The organism is Pseudoalteromonas sp. APC 3358 (genome assembly GCF_030408075.1).
Taxonomy (GTDB): Bacteria; Pseudomonadota; Gammaproteobacteria; order Enterobacterales; family Alteromonadaceae; genus Pseudoalteromonas; species Pseudoalteromonas arctica.
In genome coordinates this window covers 207,554-228,461 of record NZ_JASDCE010000002.1, presented here as the reverse complement: position 1 = coordinate 228,461, position 20,908 = coordinate 207,554, and the positions used below count along the sequence as shown (strand labels likewise).

Sequence of the window (20,908 nt, the reverse complement as noted above, 5' to 3'; positions counted from 1 at the left end):
CCATTAATCGTTAAATGTTGTCGGTAGCTCTACAAACTCTACCCAGTATTTTCCTAGCGTTTTCATCAAATCAACTAAACCATCAAACGTCACTGGCTTAGTAATATAAGATGCGGCACCTAAGTTATACCCTTTAACCATGTCTTCTTCTTGCTTAGACGTAGTTAAAATAACAACCGGAATTCCCTTTAAATTAGGGTTTGCTTTTATAGCTTCAAGTGCTTCACGACCATCCATTCTTGGCATGTTTAAATCAAGTAATATCAATCCTGGTCGTGGCGACACTGTTTTGTCTTCAAACTTACCTTTACGTTCTAAATATTCAAGTAACTCAACGCCATCTTCAACAAAATGAAGCTCGTTAAGTACACGGCTTTCGGCAAGGGCATCTTGTGTTAACAAACGATCATCTTCATCATCGTCTGCCATTAAAATAGTAATAGGTTTTACTTTTGAATAGGGCATTTAAGCCTCTCCTTGCAATGTGAAAAGCGCAGCTTCCACAGGTAGTTTTATAATGAAGGTTGCACCTTCACCGTCTTTACTTTTTGCTGTAATTGTTCCGCCATGACGTTCCACAATACGCCTACATACAGAAAGGCCAATACCTGTGCCTTTATATTGTGAGCGACCGTGCAAACGTTGAAACGGTACAAATATTTTATCGGCATAGTCCTGTGAAAAACCAATACCGTTATCTTCTATAGTAATAACTTGAAAGCTCAAATTGGTATTATGATCCTCACTAAAAATATCTTTATCTTGGTAGCTGATTTTTATATGTGGACTTACACCTGGGCGCCTAAATTTTACAGCGTTCGACAACAAGTTTAAAAACAGCTGCTGCATTTGGCTTTTATCAGCCTGAATAACCGGTAAGTCTTCTACATCAATTTGTGCATCTGACTCTTTTATCGCAATTTCTAAATCACTTAATATATCGGTTACTACTTCGTTTAAATTTGTATCATCGAAGTCTTTGCCGCGTGTAGTAATACGCGAGAACTCTAATAGGTCATTAATTAAGTTAGACATGCGTTGCGCTGCATTTTTCATGCGGCCAATGTAATCAATCCCTTTTTCACCCAGCTCATCTTTAAACATGGTTTCTAGGCGGTCACTAAAGGCTTGAATTTTTCTAAGCGGTTCTTGTAAATCATGGCTCGCTACAAAAGCAAACTCTTCAAGCTCTCGGTTACTTCGGCTCAGTTCGTCAGAATACAACGTTAATTCTTGCGTACGCTCAGACACTTTAGTTGCTAAAGTCTCGTTTTGTTTTTCAAGCTCAAAACGATACTTAGCTGCATTTCTTAAATTAAGACGTGTCATTACAAACATACCAATAATAAGTAATAAGCTTGTGATTGCTGTAATAGCAAACGTGATTTTAGCTTCATTCTTAATTTGCGCTAACTTTGAAAAATGGCTCACTTTAAAGAGTAATTCACGGTCTTGAATTTCATTAACATACTCTCTAATTTGCTTATAAAGCTCCCGACCTTTATGTGTATTTAACACATAAATTGCACGTCGCTCTTTGTCATCCAATGCTAGGTTTACAGTTTGCTTCAGCTCTTTAATTTTGCTATCAACTAGTACTAACAACTGAGCAATACGCTCAGCTTGGCCGTCAATCTCAGAGTGTAGTGACTTAACATGATCTGTTTGAGCTTCAATTTGTCCAATAGCATCGTAATAAGGCGTTAAATAGTCAGTCTCTTCTGTTAATAAATAACCGCGCTGACCAGACTCAGCCTGCACTATTGATAAATGCAGTTGCTCAATTGCCGCTGTCAGCATATTAGTGTTATCTAAACTCTTTTGGGTTTGCGTTAAACCTTGAATCGTATTCAATGCTAAAACTGCGTTACCTACAATAATACTTAACACAACAACTATAAAAGCTGCCCAAGTAACATTCGCTTTACCTTGCTGTTTTTGCTTGCTCATTTAGCTTCCCGAATTAGAGTTTGTACAACACTTACTATTTATTGAGAGTCAGTTATTTTTTGTAAACTTTCACTACACTGTTGGCAATTGTTAATAATTTTATCAAGTGCATCTAGCGCTTTTTCTTTTGGCATATCGTTTTCAAGTACCAACTTAATAAGCTCTGCATTCATCGATATACGATTAAGCGGCGCTCTTGCGTCGTGTACTAATTTATTTAGTTGCTCTGTTTGGTTATCGGATGTCATGCCCTTCCTCAAATCTATTTATATTCGCCAATACCGCCATATGCATTAAGGCGGTTATAAAGTGTTTTGGTGCTAATACCCAGCATTTGTGCAGCAAGCGTTTTATTACCTTGCACCTTATCAAGCGTTGCATGAATAAGTTCTTTTTCAACTTCTTCAATGGTTTGTCCTGCTGATACTGGCTTTTCGGCCGCTTGGTTATTAACGCGCGAAAAAGGCGACTCTAAGTTATCAGGTAGAGTAATGTCGCTGGTTTGCGGATCGCTCATAATAAATGCACGGTGTATAGCGTGGCGAAGCTCTCGCACATTACCTGGCCATTCATAGCTTTGTAACTCTTTGAGCTGCGCTGGCGTCCAACTAAATGGGGTACCGTTTTCATCATTAAGTTGATCTAAAAATGCTTTAGCTAATAAAGGAATATCTTCTTTCCTATCGCGAAGTGGCGGTATATCAATAGGAAAAACAGCCAACCTAAAGTAAATATCTTCACGAATAATATTATTTTGCGCTAAATCGGTAAGCGAGCGGTTAGTGGCTGAAATAACACGACAATTGGTTGGTATTTCTCTGTTACCACCTACGCGTGTTACTTTTTTAGTTTCAAGTACTCGCAGTAAATTTGGCTGCATATCAATTGGCATTTCGGTTACTTCATCTAAAAACAAAGTACCGTTATTTGATTGCTCAAACACACCTTCTTTACGTGCAATTGCGCCTGTAAATGCGCCTTTTTCGTGGCCAAATAACTCACTACCAATTAATTCTTTTGAAAGTGCGCCACAGTTGCTAGCAACTAATGGGCCTTCGCACTGGCTTGCGTTATGAATAGCTTGAGCCACTACTTCTTTACCTGCACCACTTTCACCCATAAGCATCACGTTAGCGTTTGTTTTAGCTACGCGTTCAATCATGTTGTATAGTTTTTGCATTGGCTCAGACTCACCAATTAACCCACCAAAGTGGCGTGTAATACCGCTCGACTTGGCTTTTTTAACTGTTTTTTTAGGGCCATTTAAAACGAGTTCTAAATCTTCGCGTTGTAATGGTTTTAATAAATGCCCTACATTTGGCTCACACATTTCAGCTAAAATGCCTTTAACTGAAGGATGACCCGATATAAGTGTAATTTTTGGAGATTGCCCAATCGCTTTTAAATGATCAAGTAAGTGCAAACCGCTACCATCTGGTAACATAAAATCAAGTAGCACATGGTCAAAGGTATTATTTTCAAACCATTGATGTGCTTCTTTTAAACTGGTGGCGGTGCTTATATTGTGGCCGAGGAATTCGACTATGTGGCAAACAACGTCACTAAATTCAACGTCATCGTCTACTAAAAGTATGTCTAACATGATAAATCCCTATGCTTTTTTTCTTATTCTACGCATCCTAAATATTAATTTAAAGGCACGCCTAGAATCTAATTACTTAAATAGCTAAGTAATCCAATGCTATTTATTTTACCAACCTTACATTTACGTATGCTTAAAAAAAACGATCACAAATTACGAAAAATAATTAAAATCGTTTCTATTTGTAGAATGGTAGCAACTGTTATCATTAGAAGCTTAAAAAAGGAGACGAAATGCAGCAATTAAAAACCTTAGTTCATTCAGGTATTAATATTGACCACGGTAGTCAGTTTACGCGCTTAACAGCTCGCGCCATTGTTATTAAAAATAATAAAATACTTTTAATGTATACAAACCGCTATGAAGATTACAGCTTACCTGGTGGTGGAGTAGATGAAGGCGAAAGTATTGAACAAGGCTTAATTCGCGAACTAAGCGAAGAAACCGGTGCACAACAAATAAGTGTAGTTAAAGCCTTTGGACTCTATGAAGAGTATCGCCCTTGGTATAAAGAAGACTTTGATATTATTCATATCAAATCGTATTGCTTTGTATGTAATATTGCCGACGAGTTTGGCAAAGCACAGTTAGAGCATTATGAGCAGCAAAATGGCATGACTGCTAAATGGGTTGATATTAACGATGCAATTGCTCATAACGAGCGCACACTTGCTAACAGTGAAAAACAAGGACTCTCCATTTTACGAGAAACCTACCTACTAAAGCGCATTGCTAAAGAACTTCTATAAGTTGAATAAGCATGAGCAGTCAACCTTGTAAATTTTGCATCAATCAGAACTTTTTACTGCTTTGGATAATATATTCATAGTAGTAAAAAGTTATTAGCAGAATAAAAAACCCAAAATAGATAATACATTTCAATAGCTTGAGATTAATTAATACTGTTTTTTTGATATTGGCTTTCGTTTTGCACCCTTATAGATAATTAATTTGTAAGGAGATAGAAATGAGTAACACAGTTAAAACGATTAATCCGGCAACTGAGCAAACCATTGAAACCTACACGCTACTTTCTCAAAAAGAAGCAGAACAGGTAATCGAAAAATCTCACGAAACATATTTAAAATGGCGCTTAACGTCGTTCACTGAACGTGCGAGATACCTTAATAAGTTAGCCTCACTTTTCGAAGAGCAAAAAGAATCTATCGCAAAACTCATGACCGAAGAAATGGGTAAAGTATACGAGCAAGGCTTTCAAGAAGTTGAACTATGTGCAGGAATTTGTCGTTACACAGCCGAACAAGGCCCACAAGTACTTGCTGACGAAGAACGTGATATGGACGGCGGCCGTGCAATTATCAGCTACCAACCAACAGGTGTACTGTTAGGTATTCAACCGTGGAACTTTCCGCTTTATCAGGTAATTCGCTACAGTGCTGCCAACATAATGGCGGGTAACACAACCGTATTAAAACATGCTGGTAACGTATTTGGCATGGCTGAAAAAATTGAAGAGCTATTTAAACAAGCCGGTTTCCCAGAGTACTGTTTCAGCAACTTACTCATCGACGGTAAAACCGCCAGCTCACTCATTGCGCACAAAGCAATTAGCGGCGTAACCTTTACGGGTAGTGATGCCACAGGTAAAAAAGTAGCTGCAGAAGCGGGTAAACACGCTAAAAAAACAGTGTTAGAACTGGGTAGCAACGATGCATACTTAGTACTCGATGACGCTGATTTAGAGCTTGCAGTTAAAACCTGTGTAACAGGTCGCATGATCAATAACGGCGAAACGTGTGTTTCAGCTAAGCGTTATGTTGTTGTTGAGTCACTTTACGATGACTTTAAAGCACAAATTAAAGAGCAGTTCGAAGCCATGAAAATGGGCGACCCAATGGCAGATGGCACAGACTTAGGCCCAATGGCTCGTGAAGATTTACGCGACGGCATTCACGACCAAGTAATGGAATCAGTTAAAGCAGGTGCAAACATAGTAACGGGTGGCGAAATACCATCGCAAACAGGTTACTACTACCCACCAACGCTACTTGATAACCTATCACCTGGCATGCCGGCCTACGATGACGAATTATTTGGCCCTGTCGCTTCGCTTATTAAAGCGAAAGATAACGACGATGCTATGCGCATCGCCAACGACTCTCGCTACGGTTTAGGCGGTGGTATTTTCTCAAAAGATGAGGAAAAAGCGATTGAGCTTGCTAAAAAGTACTTCGACACCGGCATGATCAACATTAACGGCTACGGTTTAGCACAACCTAACCTACCATTTGGTGGCGTTAAAGGCAGTGGCTACGGCAGAGAACACGGCGGCTTTGGTATGCGCGAATTTGTTAATGTTAAAAGCATTATGATCGCCAGCTAATTTAGCTGCATAAATGAAATAAGTGTTTTAAATCCAGATTCTTAATATGTGTTTAAAACACAAAAATTACTAAGCCTAAAAGTGGGTAACCACTTTTAGGCTTTTTTATGACTTGTAGAAAGTAGTTTTCAGGAAACAATACTTAGTTTTTAGTAAGAGACAGTACCAAATTTTAAGAGATAGTACCGAGTTTTGGATATATTCGTAGGTGCGATTTTACATCGCGCTTTTAATCTGAGGAGTCAAAGACTGCAAACATAGCCTTTAATGGGGAATAAATATCGTGGTCTAATTTTATATTTAATCGTAAACTCTCATACCCACCAAGTGTTTAGTCGTTTTTCAATGCTCTAGCTAAATAATTTACTGCGGCCTGAACAACTAGCCAAGAAATATCACATGTATCGACATCAGGGTACATTTTACTAGCCATTTGCTCATAAGGATGTATTAGATTTCGGGACCCTCAAAGTGCACGGGAGAACTGTCTAGCATTTAAACCTAACCAACCTATATGATGTGTTACATCAATTACTATTTTTCGCTTACTAGCGTTACTTATAGCTGGCTCTTGGTATTTTACGAGAAAGTTTGATGAGGAATGGAGAATGATTAGGTAATATTTAGCTAGGTACTCAAAGCGCTTTTTCTCAAGCCCTAGTATTAGAAAAGCTATCGAACGCTTAGTGAATAAACTAAATTGCATAATAATCGAGTTAATTCGTTTATCTGATTTATATTTTTCAACTTCAATAAACTTTGTGCCCATTTTACGTTTCGTATTTTGCTGGAGCATCCATAAAGTGAAAACTGCCCCAGAGTAATAGTAAAAAAAACATGGGCAGAGAAGCCAATATAAGGTCATATTCTACAAAATTATCGCTAAGCCAATAGCATCCAAAAAACACTATGGGATATATTAAAACGCCCCATAGAAAAAATTTATTCATGATTCTATTAAACAATGGAATATTAATACTAGGCTTACTTCCTAAGCCCATAGGACTAGCGATAACTGCAAATGGGTATACAAGTAAAGGAATAGCACCTAAAACCAATAAAGTAAGCCGAAAAAACTCAAACATATAATCGAACATCCAACGTTTTGAACGTATTAACGCTATTCTCAATGACTAAAAAGTACAAACAAGGTAAGTTAATTGCCAGCGCTTATTTTGAGAGCTTTACCACTCTTTACTTCTAAGAAAACAAGTATATATATTAAAAATAAAGTACAAACCAAATAACACAGTAACAATTCAACACAAGTCAGGCTTCAGCTATTAATAACTCAATGCTTTATATAAATACCGCTATATCTAACGTTACTAATCAAACCTCGGCACTTTTCGCTTGTCTGCCTTATTCATAGCAAGCTCTTGAATTTCTTCTTGCTTGTGCTGCGCCGATTTAGTTTCTAATGATTGCTGATTAGCGTTTTCGTAAGAAAGCTCAGTCAGTAGCGCAAAGTGATCAGAGCCATACTTAGCTAAGCGCTTAATACGTTTTACTTTAAAACCTTCGCTGTGAAATAAGTGATCGAGCGGCCAACGCATAAAAAAGTAGCCTGCATGAAAGGTGTTATAAAAACCACGGCCTTTTCGAGGGTCTAAAAAGCCACTTATCTGCATAAACAAACGGGTGCTACGCGACCATGCTACGTCGTTTAAATCACCGGCAACTATGGTAGGTCGTGTTGGGTTTTTAAGTGCTTTAGCCACCATTATTAGCTCTGAGTCGCGCGGACGCGATGAGTCTTCTTCGGTCGGGCTTGGCGGTGCTGGGTGAATAAAGTGCCCTTGCATTTGCAGGCCTTCATCGTTTTCAAACAGAATATGAATTGAGGGAATATCTTCTTCTATGAGCTCACATATTTGTGCATCGAGTATTTTAAACTTGCTGTATAAGTGCATGCCGTAACGATTGTCTTTAGGGCATTCTATGTAATACGGGTAATTTTTTTTGATGACTGATAATTTATTTTCCCACCAGCTATCGCTCTCAAGCGTAATAAGTAGGTCGGGTTGATGCTCATCAACAAGGCTAATTAACTGCTCACTTTTATGGTTCGACATAAGTACATTTGCCGACATAATCCTTATACTATGATCTATATGCTTAGGTGCGCTTTGCACTTCTTTTTTAGCAAGCCACGTATACGGGTAAATCCATTTACCTTGTAAAATCATTATAAGTAATGAGGTTAAGGCTATAAACACGTAACCTATTTCGCTACTTTGCCATAATAAAAACAACGAAGTAACGGCGACAAAACTGGCAATATAAAAAACCTGTAAACGAACAAAGTCGCAGCTACGCACTAAGTAATGCTGGCTGTACGACATAGGTAGTAAGGTAACCAGTAAAAAAAAGCCAATAATTATAGCCAGCGCAATGAGCATTTTAATATCCTTATAAAGTTAATTTAGCGACTTAAAATTGAAAGTATTTCTCGAGTATCGTGCACCATATGGATAACTGTACGGTCTACTTCAATACTCACTGTACCATTATCTCTAGAGCGTTCAATCACTCTACCTCGTTTGTATAAATCACGATCTAAATAGTCGCCTCGGTGGTAGCTTTTACTTAGCCCTGGTGGCGTCCAACCTGCACGAATTAGCTGCTTAGCCTCTTTTTTAGAAAGGTAGACATTGTCGTTATGCTTATGTGAATGATGCTTTTTATGGCCGTGTTTATGACCATGCTTATCTTTATGCGGTTTTGCATCTGCGCTTATTGAAAATAAAGCCAATGCTATTAGTACTGTGTGTATAGGTGCTCTCATAAATAATCTCTAGCATAATTAATAGCTAAAGATTAACAAACACGGATGAACATCATATGAAACAACTAACACTTATTTAACGTTGTTTATATTGTGTTTTACAGTGGCTTCGCATAATGGCGGGATCGCGTAATTTTAAATGTTTTGTTTTACGACCTGCATGGCGCTTACGCCACACTTTAAAACTGCCTTTTGAAACATTGTCTCGCATAAAAACCACCAGCTGCGGATACTTTAATCCGTATAGCTGCTCTATAGCCTCGTAGGGGGTTCTATCTTCCCACGCCATTTCGATAATGCGTGACTGCTGCTCTGCGTTAAACATGGTATATCTCACAAATTTTAACTTATACGCTAGGTAAAAATACTTAGATCAATGCAATTAAGCTCAGTAACTGTATAATTGGCGTTCAAGTTATGTACTTTAAAAGATATCGAATTTATATTTATGCGCGCAATATTTCTGTTTTTAGCTTTAACTTTACCTTCGTTATTACTTGCAGCGCCAAGTAAAACCCTGCGCTGCGTAACAACCCACTACCCGCCTTTTACTATATTTGATGAGAAAAGCGATACGTTCACGGGTTTAGATATTGAATATTTAACCTTTATTGAGCGTAATTTAAATCTTAAAATTGACGTAATTCATCTGCCATGGGCGCGCGTTAAAAAAGAAATGGCGCTGGGTTACTACGACTGCTATTTCTCTTTGGCCAATACAGAGGAACGTGCAAAGTATTTAGATTTTACAAGCGTGCCCTTGCATACTACTAAGTATGGTTTATTTACTTTAAACAAAGATAAATTGCTTACTGACGATTTATTTAATGCCCCAATAGCGATGCTGCGCGGTGTTGCTTTGCCTGAGGTTATTGCTACAAAGTACAACCTTGATGAGAGTAATTTACTTCGCTCACTTTCAACTAAAGACACTTTTGAGCTACTTGAAAAAAAACGTGTTGAATACGCAATAACTAACTATCAAGCGGGTTTGTGGTACTCAAAAGAATATAAAAACATTTATGCTCGGCAATTAAATGAGTTTACGTTTCCTACTTACATTGCTTTTAAGCGTGGCGTAATAGATACAAAATTAGTTGATGAGCAAATAAAGCGTTTTAAAGCACAAACTCAATAATTAACACTGCACACGTTAAGAGATAACCAATGTTTACAAAACTACCAAAGTGGGTTGAATATGGCGCGTTTACGCTCGCATTTATAGCGGGCATAGTAAACGCTGTAGGCTTATTAGGATTTGAGCACCAGGCTATTTCGCATGTATCTGGCTCTGTTACTTTACTTGGTATTAAAGCAATAACTAATCCCAGTACTGCCTTATTGTTACTTTCAATAATTGTTAGCTTTATGTTGGGTTCGGCACTGTCGGGCTTTTTGCTCTCTGGTGGCTCATTAAAACTTGGTCGTCATTACGACACTTTGCTTTTTATTGAAGGATTGCTACTACTTGCGAGTGCTTATTTACTCAAAAACACATTCGTTTACGGCATTGTTTTAACGTCTGCTGCGTGTGGGTTACAAAATGCGCTAGCAACTAATTACAGTGGTGCTGTTATACGTACGACACATTTAACCGGTATTTTTACTGACCTTGGTTTAATGCTAGGTAAAGCGCTTAAAGGTGAGCAATTTGATGCCCGTAAAGGCGTTATGTTTTTGCTCATTATTGCAGGCTTTTTACTAGGCGGTATAACCGGCTACGTTTTATTTAAGCATTACTTAGTGCTGGCTTTGGTGTTTCCTGCTGTGGCTTGTTTTGTTTTATCAATTACGTATCGGGTTTATAGGTTACGTACGCTTTAACGCAACAAGTTTAAATGCATATTAAAACCGCATATTATAGAGGCAATGCAATATAGATTACTTTCAAGGAATGTATGAAACCTTATTTTTTGCCGCTGATATTACCCTTTAGCCACGCTGCGTTTGCCAATAATCAAAATAATGATGCAATAGAAACCATAACAACTACGGCATCACGTATTGAAGCGCTATCTACCCCACTCCCTTTATCAATAAGTACACTTAGCGAAGCGCAGCTAAATAGCATAGCGCCTACCCATATTGAAGAAGCCCTGCAACGTGTAGCAGGGGCTAATATTCAACGCGGAAATGGCCAAGAGTATTTACCCGCACTTCGCTCCCCGGTACTTTCGGGCGCAGGCGCTTGTGGTGGCATATTGACTTTGGAGGATGGCATACCACTTAGAGCAGCTGGGTTTTGTAATATAAACGAGCTATTTGAAGCGCACAGCGAAATGGCGCAGCGCATTGAAGTATTAAAAGGCCCTGGCTCTGCACTTTATGGCTCAAATGCTGTGCATGGTGTTATTAATGTAATAACGCCCGACACTACTCAAGGCGGTGGTTTAGTTGGTTTAGATTATGGCTCGTACGGTTATACTCGCTACAAATTACGTGCAGGACAAGATTACGGCAACAGCGGTATAGGCATTAACGCAAGTGTTACCGACGATAGCGGTTACCGCGACGACGAAAGCGTAGAACAACAAAAAGTAAATATTCGCCATCGCTATTCAAATAATAATTTATTACTTACCTCAGGCCTTACTTACACAAATCTTGATCAGCAAACGGCTGGATTTATTACAGGCTTTGAAAGCTATAAAAACGAAGACCTCTCGCAAAAAAACTTTGACCCAGACGCATTTAGAAAAGCACGTGCATTTAGAGCATGGAGCAATGCAACATGGCAATTAAATAACGATGATGTGCTCTCTACTACGTTATATTTTCGCGACCAAAGCATGGACTTTTTTAAGCACTTTTTACCCGGCACACCGCTTGAAAAAAACAGTCAAACTGGTTTTGGCGTACAATCGCTTTATCAACATAATTTACAAAGCAATATAAAAATAAACCTAGGGCTTGATGGCGAATACACGCAAGCCGATTTTACTCAAAGCCAATACGAGCCCACTCAAGGTTCTGCATTTTTAGTTGCTACAGTGCCACAAGGTAAGCATTACGATTATGATGTAAACGCCACGCTTTATGCCCCTTTTGCATCTATTGATTGGCAATTAAATAAGTGGTTACTTACCGCAGGTGTGCGCTACGAGCATATGCAGTACGACTACACCAATAATATGCTAGCAGGTAGAACAAAAAACGATGGCACAGAATGCGGCTTTGGTGGCTGCCGATACAGCCGCCCAGCGAGTGCTAAAAATAGCTTTAGTAATTTATCACCAAAGCTTGGGGTTAGTTATCAGTACAATACAAATGACACGCTTTATGCGAACTTTTCTCGTGGTTACAGAGCGCCACAAGCGGTTGAGTTATACCAATTACAACGCGAGCAAACTACTGCAAATTTAAGCGCCGAAATAGCCAATAACGCAGAGCTGGGTATTAAAGGGATTTACGAAAAACTACGTTATGGCGTGTCGGTTTACGCTATGAGTAAACACAATACGATTTACCGCGATAGTGATTTTTTTACGGTAAATAATGGCAGCTCTCGCCATCGTGGTATTGAGCTTGAGCTTGACTACCAGCTCACCAAGTCGCTTGCGCTTAACTTTGCAGGCACTCACGCAAAGCATACTTACACTAACAACCAAATACTTAACGGTTTAAATATAAACGGCAACGACATAGATACCGCGCCGCGTAATATTGCTAATCTCGATTTAACATGGCAGGCATTAAACAACGCGCAATTTGCTTTGCAGTGGCACCGCGTTGGTAACTACTACACCGACCCAGAAAACTTAAATAAATACCAAGGGCATGATGTTTTAAGCCTACGCGCACAGTGGCAAGTTACTAATAACCTTGAAGTGCTTGCCCGCATTATTAATTTAACTAATGAGGCTTATGCGGAACGCGCCGATTACACCAGCTTTACCGGCGACAGGTACTTCCCTGGCAAACCACGTAACGCCATGCTTTCGGCAACTTATACGTGGTAATGCTTATTTAAGGGCTAAACTTATTTAAGAGCTAAGCTAATTTAACTGATTTAAGTCGCTCATGTATTTCATGGGCGACTTTTTCATCACCTTTTTAAACATAGTAATAAACGCACTAACCGACTCATACCCTAATAACTCCGACACCTGCTGCACACTTTGCTTATCAGAAAGCGCTTTTAAGGCTGTAATTATATGCAATTGCGTACGCCATTTTCCAAATGTCATACCGGTTTCTTTTTTTATTAACCGCGCTAATGTGCGCTCAGTTAATGCAAACTGCTTAGCCCATTGTGGTAGTGTTTTTCGGTTATTTGGCATATTTATAAGCTGATCGCTCATGGTTTGAATTACCTCATTTTTAGATAATACAAAATCCAGTGGTTGTACGGGCATTTCAATAAGTTGATCAAATAACACCTGCGCTAAACGTGCTGTTTTACTATTTAAAGTATAGTGCTGATTATGCCCAGCCAACTCACACATTAGCTCTTTAACCAGCGGCGTAATAGCTAACGTACAGGTATTTAACGGCATACCATTTTTACTGCTATCAATAAATAAATGACAAAGCTGCGCGTTATCAGACGCCCTATTACTATGCACCTTTTGTGCTGGGATCCAAATTGCACTGTGCGTAGGCACCATCCACATTTTGGCCGACACTTCACATGTTACATAACCATGTAGCGCTAAAATTAATTGCCCTTTTGGATGGGTATGTAGTGGTATTTCGTGACTTGCATGCGCGTGCTCTATTTTGGCTATTATGGGCTGCGCCATAGTTTCAAAATTTTTAATGTCGTCCCAGCCAATTGCATCAAACATAGTTTTGTCTGTTTTTAGTTATTTAATGTCATTATCTCTAAATTATAGTTTTTGCTAAGCCTTTATACTAGCGCCCATTAAGTATTAGCTTTAATGGTCTTCCCTTTTGTTAAATAACACACCTAAATCACGCTTTGCTGGCATATTACTTGTGCTTGGCATATTACTTATTGCCGCAAATTTACGCGCCACATTTACAGGTATTGCACCTGTGCTTGAACAAATTATTAATCACTTTGGGCTTAGCGCATCGCAAGCTGGTTTTTTAACAACACTGCCACTCATTGCCTTTGCGGTTGTATCGCCAATGGCCGCAACTCTTGCTAAAAAGCAAGGGCTAGAGCGCACCTTGTTTGTGGCTTTATTATTTATACTTGCAGGGGTTGCGGCGCGGGTAATAAATACCTCAACTATGCTTTTTGTAGGCACCGCTATTATTGGTGTAGGTATTGCCATCGCAAACGTATTATTACCAAGTTTAATTAAGCGCGACTTTCCTGCAAAGGTTGCGTTAATGACCTCTGCCTACGTGCTTACTATGGGCGTGGTATCGGGTGGGTTTTCTACTTTGGTATTTCCGCTTAGTCAGTTAAACGGATTAGGATGGCAACTTGCGCTGGGCTCATCAGCTCTTATTACTCTGGCGAGTATTATTGTATGGATGTCGCAATTAAGTAAGCACACAAAACCCGCGAGTATTGCTCAACACGCTGACACGTCAAAAAGTGTATGGCGCTATTTACTAGCATGGCAAATTACCCTACTGCTGGGCTTAAACTCATTCTTAAATTATATAATTATCACGTGGTTACCTAGCATATTAATCGAAACAGGCCAAAGTGCCACGCAAGCAGGTGCTTATCATGGGGCTTTTCAAATAGCGACTGCATTACCGGGTTTAATATTAATCCCCCTATTGGCAAAATTAAAAGATCAAAGCGCGCTTAGCTTTATTTTAGCCATGCTGAGTGCACTCAGTGCATTGGGGCTACTTTACATGCCTAACTTTGCCTTTGTTTGGACCCTAATGTTGGGCTTTTGCTCTGGAGCGTGTTTTATATTGGGGCTGTCGTTTATTAGTTTACGAACCGATGATTCACAACAAGCGGCGTCACTTTCAGGTATGTCGCAAAGCGTAGGTTATTTACTCGCGGCTATTGGGCCTATGCTAGCTGGTGCATTACACACTACAACAGGCAGTTGGAGTGCGCCATTATGGCTGTGCGCTATTGCCGGAGTACTGTGTGCATTATGTGGTTTAGGCAGTGGTAAAAACACTACTTTAGCTAAATCAGCTAACTAGTTGCTGTAACCACGAAAATAAACCAGATGAAGGTTTACTACTCGCGTGCTTTTGCTCATAGCGTTTATTCGTCGCTTCGCGCTGCTCACGACGCTCTTGCGCTAAATTAGCTTTTGCAGCAAAACGTAAACGCTGTTCTTGAGTAAGCTCATCATTAAAACTAATGGCTGTTTTTTTCACTGCTCGGCTGCTTTTAGGTGAACTACACATATTATTCTCCAAATGACTGACTTATAAGTAGACAGTCATTTGGTTAAATAAATTTCAAACCGCTTACTAAAAAAATGATTTTTGATCAGTATTACTAATAACTCCAACTAACTAGTTTTGTGGGGTTGTATCAAATGCAGGTACTTCGTGTAAGCCGCTCAACCAGCTCAATGTTGATTTAGCCCAAATTTGTGCTGTTGGCGTAAACTGATCACGCTGATCAACCGCACCAATACGCAAGCCATATACACGGTCAGCTTTAGCTTCGTTAGTTGCATAAAGTGTTGTACCACATGTGCCACAAAAACCTTGCGCACGCTTGTTACCGCTTTGCGCTGTCTTAACAAACTCTTTTGGCTCACCTTGGGTAAATACTACCGAATTTGGCTCTGCAATTATAACGGCTCTAAATGGGCCGCTCGACATACGTTGGCAATCGCTACAATGGCAAACAAGTGCATTGTTATTTTGAGACTTTGCTTGGTATTTAATTTCACCACAGTAACAGCTTCCAGTAATTTCCATTATTTAAATCCTTAATGCTTATGAAGATTGAATCGAGATATAAGACCGGCAGTATCGATTCATTATTTTTAAAATATAAAAAAACTGCTCGCCGGTTCATTTGTATATTCGGTTAGGTTTTTAATTTTTGAAAGTGATTTTTAAAAGTTGAGCAAGTGCTACAAACATGATCCGATGTTTTAAATAAAACAGCAATACCACGTTAAGCTAATAGCGTAACGTGGTGCGTTTAAGCTATCTTTTATGTGCGTTTAAATCATAAAATAAGAATAGCAATGTAGAACCTCCCCTTATGTTGGGGGTAATTATTTAAATGCGTTAGCATTTTTTATGCTGTCAAAATCGTTAAAGCGCACATTATGCTGCGCCATTACTTTAAGTATTTTTTCACTTAGCATTTGACGTAAATAAAACGGCTGATTTGGCACAAAATGATGGATAGTATGCGTTTTACCAAAGTTAAAACAAAACAAGTGAAACGGCATAAATAAACGGCTCGTTAGTACATGAGTTTGCTCAAGCATGTTATTAACGCCGCCATAGTAATGCATGCTTGAGGTAACAAAATTAAGCGAGCTTGAGCGAATAATATTAGGAACAATGAGCACAACTATTAAAAATTCGAACACATTCATTGTACTTAACAACCAGCTAGGCGAATTTAGCGAAAGTGGTATAAATAAATCAACAATATGAAATACAATAACGCTGTATAAAACAGCAAAATACGCAGTCGCTATCGGAAACCCCGCATTAAAAACACTCGAAAAACTAAAGCCATTAATTTCTTTTCTAAAACGTTTAGTAGAAATAACTAACCCTAATAACCCATCTACAATAACTAGCGCACGTAAAAATGGATTTTTAATACCGTTTCCCACCAAGCGTTCTTCTAGGTCTTGTTGTGTGCCTGAGGTTTTGTGATGGTGTAAATGCATTTTACGTCGGTACCATGGGCTAATAGTATTTGGCCGCATTAACCATACTGTTAGCATCATAAAATTATGCATGAACGGCTGATTACTAAAATATTGTTTATGTATAAGGTCGTGCTCTAACTCATGGGAAATAGATGCAGCAATAGCCGCAAGTACTATGCATACCCAAGCAGGTATGATGGCTAAATAATATAAAACACCAACACCAATTAATGCGCTAAGCGATAGCAATAAAATAATTAACCCTAAGGTATTTTGATGTGCAAGTAACGGGTGCTTTTGACGAAGTGATGCTTCCTCTGCCTTAATTGCTTTAACAATCGATTGAATGTTCTGTTTGGCACTTAATTGGGTCATATATAATGTCTTAAAAACCTTGTTGTACAAATAATACCTGAATTAAGCGCAACATCGGGATAAAGCAGGAATAATTATTGTAATACGATTAACTATTATCAATAGTTCAATTGCTTATTTATTCAATCGCATAACAATTTAATAGCACTCATAACCCAAAACATTCGCTTTATATATCAGCCCAAAAAGACTTAAAAAATTTACCGGTGGAGTCTCCTTACTATAAACGATTAATTATCAACCAGTTGTTTATGCAAATAAAAGAAAAGGCTTGCCGCCCCCTCTTTTGTTTGTATAATGCGGATACAGAATAAGAGGTATATAAGTATCCTTTTTATTTTAAGTGGTTTTTCTTTATCTTTTTATGCTTAAAAGATTAAAGAAAAATTATGCCAGCGTGATGAAATTGGTAGACATGGGGGATTCAAAATCCCCTTCCGAAAGGAGTGCCGGTTCGAGTCCGGCCGCTGGTACCACTTTTTGAACCTCAGCTAATTATTGGCTGAGGTTTTTTTATGCCTAAAATTTAACTAGTAATTTATACCAATTCGCTTAATTAAGTGAGCTATTTTGAGGTAAGAAAACGGTTTCGATAACAAGGCAAAACTTAGATGAGCTGAAGCAAAAGCTACAAGCCTTTCATTAAAGCCGTCAACGTAATTAGAAAGGTACATAAATCTAATTAGCATGCTAGTTATGCGTCTTGCTCTTGATTTGTTATATTCCCTATTCGATTATTTAACTCTTCGTCACTAACATCTTCTTTGTGTGTACCAATGATCCATATATGACCAAATGGGTCTTGTATCGTGCCGGTCCTATCACCATAAAACTGATCATGTACGGGTCTTATTAGTGTTGCACCAAGCTCAATTGCTTTTTTAAATACGGTATCAACATCTTCAACATAAAGCATAAGGCTTAGCGCTGTACCACCGAGTTCTTCTGGGCTTTTTAAATGCTCTTCAGAACCATTATCTGAAAGCATAATATGCGAATCACCAATTATTATTTCTGCATGGGCTATTCCACCATCAGGTAAAGGCATTTGCATTACGTGTTCAGCACTAAATGCATCACAATAAAAATCTATCGCTTTTTGTGCGTCATTCATAATTAAATATGGTGTAACTGAATGAAACCCTTTTGGTATTGCTGGGACTGCCATAATATTCTCCTTTACTTACGCGGTGATTTTTAATATTTAATAAACTAAATATGCGTTTAATTGCCCCTAAATTTAAGCTTAGCTCATACAAAAAATTGCGTTACTTTTCGAGGTTTAAACGCTTATGCCAAGCAGCAATACTTTCATCAGGGTATTCTTCAAATTGCTTGTCACCTTCATTAATGGGCGCATTTACCCAATTTGCTTTACTACCAAGCATTAAATGAGTGCGCTCTGGCGGTATGGGTAACTCACTATCTATTGCACCAGCAAAGGGGTGAACTTGCTCAGGCCAACGTGCATCGTATAACCACAAGTTAGCACTACAATGCTTACAAAAATGACGCTCTGCAGGGCTGATTTTATCGCCTATTTTTGCATGATAAATAGTTATGTGTTCACGCCCTGTAACCTCAAGCGTGCTGAATTGCGCGTTTAAATTAATAACAAACCCGCCGCTCCCTGCGGTTTTACGGCATATAGAGCAGTAACATAAATTGTAAAGATAAGGGTGTTTTGAGTTGACCGTAAATATCACTTTGCCACAGTGACAAGCCCCATTAAGCTTCATAATATATCCAATTTTTTTATTGTTGGCTTGAACTAATACCTTAACTAGGTGAGCTAAAAAAAACCACAACAATTACATGCTGTGGTTTTTTAATTATTGAGCTTACTAACGTTTCCAATATCTTAAGTTACGCAATGTATTTATAAATTTATCGGCTGAATGTGCCTCTAAATCTATCCAACCATCATCTGCTTTTCCATCAAGGCCAGCCGCTTTAAATAATGGCTTAGCCTCACTTGTAAAACCTATGTATTTCATATGTGCGTATGCATCACTTACAAAGTCTTTAGCTTCTGCAATAGCAGCTAATTTTTCGGCTCCCTCTTCAGTGGTGAGTACAAGTACTGCATCGTATAAAACCGATGGACCACCATTAATAACCTGATCGGCTTCAAAGTGCTTACCCTTACTGCATTTAGCACCGCCGACTTGTGGAGCAATAATTTCAAAATTTGCGCCTTCACTTTTAAGTGCGTTAGTAACCGATTCAAAAATGTCTGCATTAAAGCCATCACTTACTAAAATACCTAATTTGCGGCCTTTGAAGGTGTTGGGCGCATTTTTCAAAATACTTAACGCATCAGATACAGGTAAGTCTTTACGTGTTGGCATTGCAGCCTCAGCTGGGTCTGGCATTTCTTGCAAGCCAAGTCCTTTGGCAACTTTATTTGCGAGGGTTTCGTCAATATTTAACAAGTGCGATACCAAACGTTCTCGTATTGGTAAATGCTCAACTTTAGACAGCTCAAACACGTACGCAGATTGAATATGCGCCTGCTCTACCTCTGTTTGACTTAAATAAAATTGACGGGCTTGACTGTAATGATCGCTGAATGTTTCTGAGCGATAACGCAGTTTATCACCGCCGCTTACTTCAGGCTCGCTTGAGCTTTTAAAGCCATGTACTGGGCATTCGCGCGGGTTGTTTTCGTCGCCGCTCCATGAGTTTGGCTCATAATTAACACGCCCTTTTGGATTGTGCATTGCCATGTGGCCATCTTGCTGAAAATGACGCATTGGACATTTAGGCGCATTGACCGGAATGTGCGTAAAGTTAGGACCACCTAAACGCTTAGTTTGAGTATCTAAGTATGAAAAGTTACGACCTTGCAGTAGCGGGTCGGGTGTAAAGTCGAGCCCCGGTACAATGTTTTGAGTACAAAATGCTACTTGCTCTGTTTCTGCAAAAAAGTTGTCTACAACACGGTCAAGCACCATACGGCCAACAATTTGCACTGGTACTTGCTCTTCAGGTATAAGCTTGGTGGCATCGAATACATCAAATTCAAATTCATCAGCAAATTGCTGATCAAACACCTGTACACCTAGCTCCCACTCAGGGAAGTCGCCATTACCAATAGATTCCCACATATCTCTGCGATGAAAATCAGGGTCCGCGCCGTTTAGCTTAAGTGCTTCGTTCCACACAACTGATTGCATGCCGCCTTTTGGTTTCCAATGAAATTTAACAAATTTCTCTTCGCCTTTGGCATTAATAAATTTAAAGGTATGAACGCCAAAACCTTCCATAAATCGCAATGAACGCGGAATAGCCCTATCAGACATCGCCCACATAACCATGTGCATTGACTCAGGCGATAAACTTACAAAGTCCCAAAAGTTATCATGTGCTGTTTGCGCTTGGGGGAAACCACGATCTGGCTCGGCTTTAGCTGAATGAACTAAGTCTGGAAACTTCATTGCATCCTGAATAAAGAATACCGGTATATTGTTACCCACTAAATCCCAGTTTCCTTCTTGGGTATAAAATTTCACCGCAAAACCACGTACATCACGTGCTAAATCTGGAGACCCTTTATTACCTGCAACCGTAGAGAAACGAGTAAATACTGGGGTTTTTTCACCTTTTCGCTGAAAAATATCTGCACAGGTTAAATCTTCAAGCGTGTCGTAAGTTTCAAAATATCCGTGTGCACCATAACCTCTGGCGTGCACTACACGCTCAGGAATGCGTTCGTGATCAAAGTGAAAGATTTTCTCGCGCATTATGTGATCTTCTAATAATCCTGGGCCACGCTTACCTGCACGTAATGAGTTTTGATCGTCACTTACAGGGCAGCCCTGCGCGGTGGTCATGGTAGGGTGTTCATCCGACGCCTTTTGATGCAATTCGCCGCCATGCCCTTTATTACCTGAGTATTTAAATGATTCAGCCATGTTTAGTCCTTCATACAGTTTGATTTAATGGGTCAATAGTTTTTATGAGCTTTAAAGCTAAAAGCGACTATACAAATGCAAAATAAAGACCAGCCATCCAACCTAGTAAAAAAGGACTGTACAGATAACAATGTAGTATTTGAGGTGATTTATAAAAGAAAAGGTTACACAGGTATGTAACTTTTT

21 protein-coding genes and 1 tRNA gene are annotated in these 20,908 nt (G+C 39.1%); 7 read left to right on the top strand and 15 right to left on the bottom strand.

Going from position 1 to position 20,908, the window contains the following annotated elements; translation table 11 throughout:
- Positions 1–3 precede the first annotated feature (3 nt).
- From QL995_RS03720 to QL995_RS03705, 4 genes are read right to left on the bottom strand one after another with little or no spacing between them, the layout of a single operon-like run.
- Complete coding sequence (locus QL995_RS03720) at positions 4–465, bottom strand: response regulator (RefSeq protein ID WP_007581526.1); 462 nt, start codon at positions 463–465, stop codon at positions 4–6.
- Positions 466–1,950, bottom strand: coding sequence for a sensor histidine kinase (locus tag QL995_RS03715; RefSeq protein WP_010553132.1), 1,485 nt, complete (start codon positions 1,948–1,950; stop codon positions 466–468).
- Between the two features lie 38 nt (positions 1,951–1,988).
- Positions 1,989–2,198, bottom strand: coding sequence for a histidine kinase dimerization/phospho-acceptor domain-containing protein (locus QL995_RS03710; RefSeq protein WP_007581523.1), 210 nt, complete (start codon positions 2,196–2,198; stop codon positions 1,989–1,991).
- A gap of 14 nt (positions 2,199–2,212) precedes the next feature.
- The gene (locus tag QL995_RS03705; protein ID WP_290292900.1) at positions 2,213–3,553 is read right to left on the bottom strand and encodes a sigma-54 dependent transcriptional regulator; all 1,341 of its coding nucleotides are present in this window, start codon (positions 3,551–3,553) and stop codon (positions 2,213–2,215) included.
- A 233-nt stretch (positions 3,554–3,786) separates the two neighbouring features.
- Here QL995_RS03705 and QL995_RS03700 point away from each other — a divergent pair, with 233 nt between their 5' ends.
- Both QL995_RS03700 and QL995_RS03695 read left to right on the top strand, forming a co-directional pair.
- A complete protein-coding gene (locus tag QL995_RS03700; RefSeq protein ID WP_010553130.1) occupies positions 3,787–4,302 on the top strand; it encodes an NUDIX hydrolase in 516 nt (171 codons plus the stop codon).
- 218 nt (positions 4,303–4,520) lie between these two features.
- Positions 4,521–5,897 carry an NAD-dependent succinate-semialdehyde dehydrogenase gene (locus tag QL995_RS03695; protein WP_290292896.1) on the top strand — a complete coding sequence of 459 codons (1,377 nt, stop codon included), beginning with the start codon at positions 4,521–4,523 and terminating at the stop codon, positions 5,895–5,897.
- Positions 5,898–6,667: 770 nt separating this feature from the next.
- Here the strand turns inward: QL995_RS03695 and QL995_RS03690 are convergent.
- The 4 genes from QL995_RS03690 to QL995_RS03675 form a co-directional block, all read right to left on the bottom strand.
- Positions 6,668–6,982 carry a hypothetical protein gene (locus QL995_RS03690; protein ID WP_290292893.1) on the bottom strand — a complete coding sequence of 105 codons (315 nt, stop codon included), beginning with the start codon at positions 6,980–6,982 and terminating at the stop codon, positions 6,668–6,670.
- Between the two features lie 243 nt (positions 6,983–7,225).
- On the bottom strand, positions 7,226–8,299 hold the full coding sequence (locus tag QL995_RS03685) for an endonuclease/exonuclease/phosphatase family protein (RefSeq protein ID WP_290292890.1): 1,074 nt from the start codon (positions 8,297–8,299) through the stop codon (positions 7,226–7,228).
- Between the two features lie 23 nt (positions 8,300–8,322).
- On the bottom strand, positions 8,323–8,685 hold the full coding sequence (locus tag QL995_RS03680; RefSeq protein WP_290292888.1) for a hypothetical protein: 363 nt from the start codon (positions 8,683–8,685) through the stop codon (positions 8,323–8,325).
- A 76-nt stretch (positions 8,686–8,761) separates the two neighbouring features.
- Positions 8,762–9,010, bottom strand: a complete 249-nt coding sequence (locus tag QL995_RS03675; protein WP_007581511.1) for a TIGR03643 family protein — start codon at positions 9,008–9,010, stop codon at positions 8,762–8,764.
- 123 nt (positions 9,011–9,133) lie between these two features.
- Here QL995_RS03675 and QL995_RS03670 point away from each other — a divergent pair, with 123 nt between their 5' ends.
- The 3 genes from QL995_RS03670 to QL995_RS03660 all read left to right on the top strand — a co-directional run bounded on the left by QL995_RS03670 (position 9,134) and on the right by QL995_RS03660 (position 12,644).
- Positions 9,134–9,823, top strand: coding sequence for a transporter substrate-binding domain-containing protein (locus tag QL995_RS03670; RefSeq protein WP_197151883.1), 690 nt, complete (start codon positions 9,134–9,136; stop codon positions 9,821–9,823).
- A 29-nt stretch (positions 9,824–9,852) separates the two neighbouring features.
- Positions 9,853–10,509 (top strand): YoaK family protein, encoded by a 657-nt coding sequence (locus QL995_RS03665; RefSeq protein ID WP_290292881.1) that lies wholly within the window; start codon positions 9,853–9,855, stop codon positions 10,507–10,509.
- Positions 10,510–10,583: 74 nt separating this feature from the next.
- The gene (locus QL995_RS03660) at positions 10,584–12,644 is read left to right on the top strand and encodes a TonB-dependent receptor (protein ID WP_290292879.1); all 2,061 of its coding nucleotides are present in this window, start codon (positions 10,584–10,586) and stop codon (positions 12,642–12,644) included.
- 36 nt (positions 12,645–12,680) lie between these two features.
- On the opposite strand, the gene QL995_RS03655 is transcribed toward QL995_RS03660, so the two are convergent.
- Positions 12,681–13,472 (bottom strand): helix-turn-helix transcriptional regulator, encoded by a 792-nt coding sequence (locus QL995_RS03655; RefSeq protein WP_007581507.1) that lies wholly within the window; start codon positions 13,470–13,472, stop codon positions 12,681–12,683.
- A gap of 106 nt (positions 13,473–13,578) precedes the next feature.
- On the opposite strand from QL995_RS03655, the gene QL995_RS03650 reads away from it, so the two are divergent.
- Complete coding sequence (locus QL995_RS03650) at positions 13,579–14,775, top strand: MFS transporter (protein ID WP_290292875.1); 1,197 nt, start codon at positions 13,579–13,581, stop codon at positions 14,773–14,775.
- On the opposite strand, the gene QL995_RS03645 is transcribed toward QL995_RS03650, so the two are convergent.
- The 3 genes from QL995_RS03645 to QL995_RS03635 form a co-directional block, all read right to left on the bottom strand.
- Complete coding sequence (locus tag QL995_RS03645; RefSeq protein WP_024605837.1) at positions 14,764–14,985, bottom strand: hypothetical protein; 222 nt, start codon at positions 14,983–14,985, stop codon at positions 14,764–14,766. The genes QL995_RS03650 and QL995_RS03645 overlap by 12 nt on opposite strands.
- A 111-nt stretch (positions 14,986–15,096) precedes the next feature.
- A complete protein-coding gene (locus QL995_RS03640; RefSeq protein ID WP_007377055.1) occupies positions 15,097–15,510 on the bottom strand; it encodes a GFA family protein in 414 nt (137 codons plus the stop codon).
- 305 nt (positions 15,511–15,815) lie between these two features.
- Entirely contained in the window at positions 15,816–16,805 is a 990-nt protein-coding gene (locus tag QL995_RS03635) for a fatty acid desaturase (RefSeq protein WP_290292871.1), read from the bottom strand.
- Between the two features lie 391 nt (positions 16,806–17,196).
- Here QL995_RS03635 and QL995_RS03630 point away from each other — a divergent pair.
- Positions 17,197–17,281 (top strand) — tRNA-Leu (locus tag QL995_RS03630).
- A gap of 218 nt (positions 17,282–17,499) precedes the next feature.
- On the opposite strand, the gene QL995_RS03625 is transcribed toward QL995_RS03630, so the two are convergent.
- From QL995_RS03625 to QL995_RS03615, 3 genes are all read right to left on the bottom strand, one after another.
- Entirely contained in the window at positions 17,500–17,973 is a 474-nt protein-coding gene (locus QL995_RS03625) for a VOC family protein (RefSeq protein ID WP_290292869.1), read from the bottom strand.
- Positions 17,974–18,073: 100 nt separating this feature from the next.
- Entirely contained in the window at positions 18,074–18,544 is a 471-nt protein-coding gene (locus QL995_RS03620) for a GFA family protein (protein ID WP_290292866.1), read from the bottom strand.
- Between the two features lie 105 nt (positions 18,545–18,649).
- On the bottom strand, positions 18,650–20,722 hold the full coding sequence (locus tag QL995_RS03615; RefSeq protein ID WP_290292865.1) for a catalase: 2,073 nt from the start codon (positions 20,720–20,722) through the stop codon (positions 18,650–18,652).
- Positions 20,723–20,908 lie beyond the last annotated feature (186 nt).

What these genes read in the sequence shown, in the direction of transcription:
- QL995_RS03720 (WP_007581526.1), bottom strand. Translation starts at nt 465, where the DNA reads ATGCCCTATTCAAAAGTAAAACCTATTACTATTTTAATGGCAGACGAT.
- QL995_RS03715 (WP_010553132.1), bottom strand. Translation starts at nt 1,950, where the DNA reads ATGAGCAAGCAAAAACAGCAAGGTAAAGCGAATGTTACTTGGGCAGCT.
- QL995_RS03710 (WP_007581523.1), bottom strand. Translation starts at nt 2,198, where the DNA reads ATGACATCCGATAACCAAACAGAGCAACTAAATAAATTAGTACACGAC.
- QL995_RS03705 (WP_290292900.1), bottom strand. Translation starts at nt 3,553, where the DNA reads ATGTTAGACATACTTTTAGTAGACGATGACGTTGAATTTAGTGACGTT.
- QL995_RS03700 (WP_010553130.1), top strand. Translation starts at nt 3,787, where the DNA reads ATGCAGCAATTAAAAACCTTAGTTCATTCAGGTATTAATATTGACCAC.
- QL995_RS03695 (WP_290292896.1), top strand. Translation starts at nt 4,521, where the DNA reads ATGAGTAACACAGTTAAAACGATTAATCCGGCAACTGAGCAAACCATT.
- QL995_RS03690 (WP_290292893.1), bottom strand. Translation starts at nt 6,982, where the DNA reads ATGTTTGAGTTTTTTCGGCTTACTTTATTGGTTTTAGGTGCTATTCCT.
- QL995_RS03685 (WP_290292890.1), bottom strand. Translation starts at nt 8,299, where the DNA reads ATGCTCATTGCGCTGGCTATAATTATTGGCTTTTTTTTACTGGTTACC.
- QL995_RS03680 (WP_290292888.1), bottom strand. Translation starts at nt 8,685, where the DNA reads ATGAGAGCACCTATACACACAGTACTAATAGCATTGGCTTTATTTTCA.
- QL995_RS03675 (WP_007581511.1), bottom strand. Translation starts at nt 9,010, where the DNA reads ATGTTTAACGCAGAGCAGCAGTCACGCATTATCGAAATGGCGTGGGAA.
- QL995_RS03670 (WP_197151883.1), top strand. Translation starts at nt 9,134, where the DNA reads ATGCGCGCAATATTTCTGTTTTTAGCTTTAACTTTACCTTCGTTATTA.
- QL995_RS03665 (WP_290292881.1), top strand. Translation starts at nt 9,853, where the DNA reads ATGTTTACAAAACTACCAAAGTGGGTTGAATATGGCGCGTTTACGCTC.
- QL995_RS03660 (WP_290292879.1), top strand. Translation starts at nt 10,584, where the DNA reads ATGAAACCTTATTTTTTGCCGCTGATATTACCCTTTAGCCACGCTGCG.
- QL995_RS03655 (WP_007581507.1), bottom strand. Translation starts at nt 13,472, where the DNA reads ATGTTTGATGCAATTGGCTGGGACGACATTAAAAATTTTGAAACTATG.
- QL995_RS03645 (WP_024605837.1), bottom strand. Translation starts at nt 14,985, where the DNA reads ATGTGTAGTTCACCTAAAAGCAGCCGAGCAGTGAAAAAAACAGCCATT.
- QL995_RS03640 (WP_007377055.1), bottom strand. Translation starts at nt 15,510, where the DNA reads ATGGAAATTACTGGAAGCTGTTACTGTGGTGAAATTAAATACCAAGCA.
- QL995_RS03635 (WP_290292871.1), bottom strand. Translation starts at nt 16,805, where the DNA reads ATGACCCAATTAAGTGCCAAACAGAACATTCAATCGATTGTTAAAGCA.
- QL995_RS03625 (WP_290292869.1), bottom strand. Translation starts at nt 17,973, where the DNA reads ATGGCAGTCCCAGCAATACCAAAAGGGTTTCATTCAGTTACACCATAT.
- QL995_RS03620 (WP_290292866.1), bottom strand. Translation starts at nt 18,544, where the DNA reads ATGAAGCTTAATGGGGCTTGTCACTGTGGCAAAGTGATATTTACGGTC.
- QL995_RS03615 (WP_290292865.1), bottom strand. Translation starts at nt 20,722, where the DNA reads ATGGCTGAATCATTTAAATACTCAGGTAATAAAGGGCATGGCGGCGAA.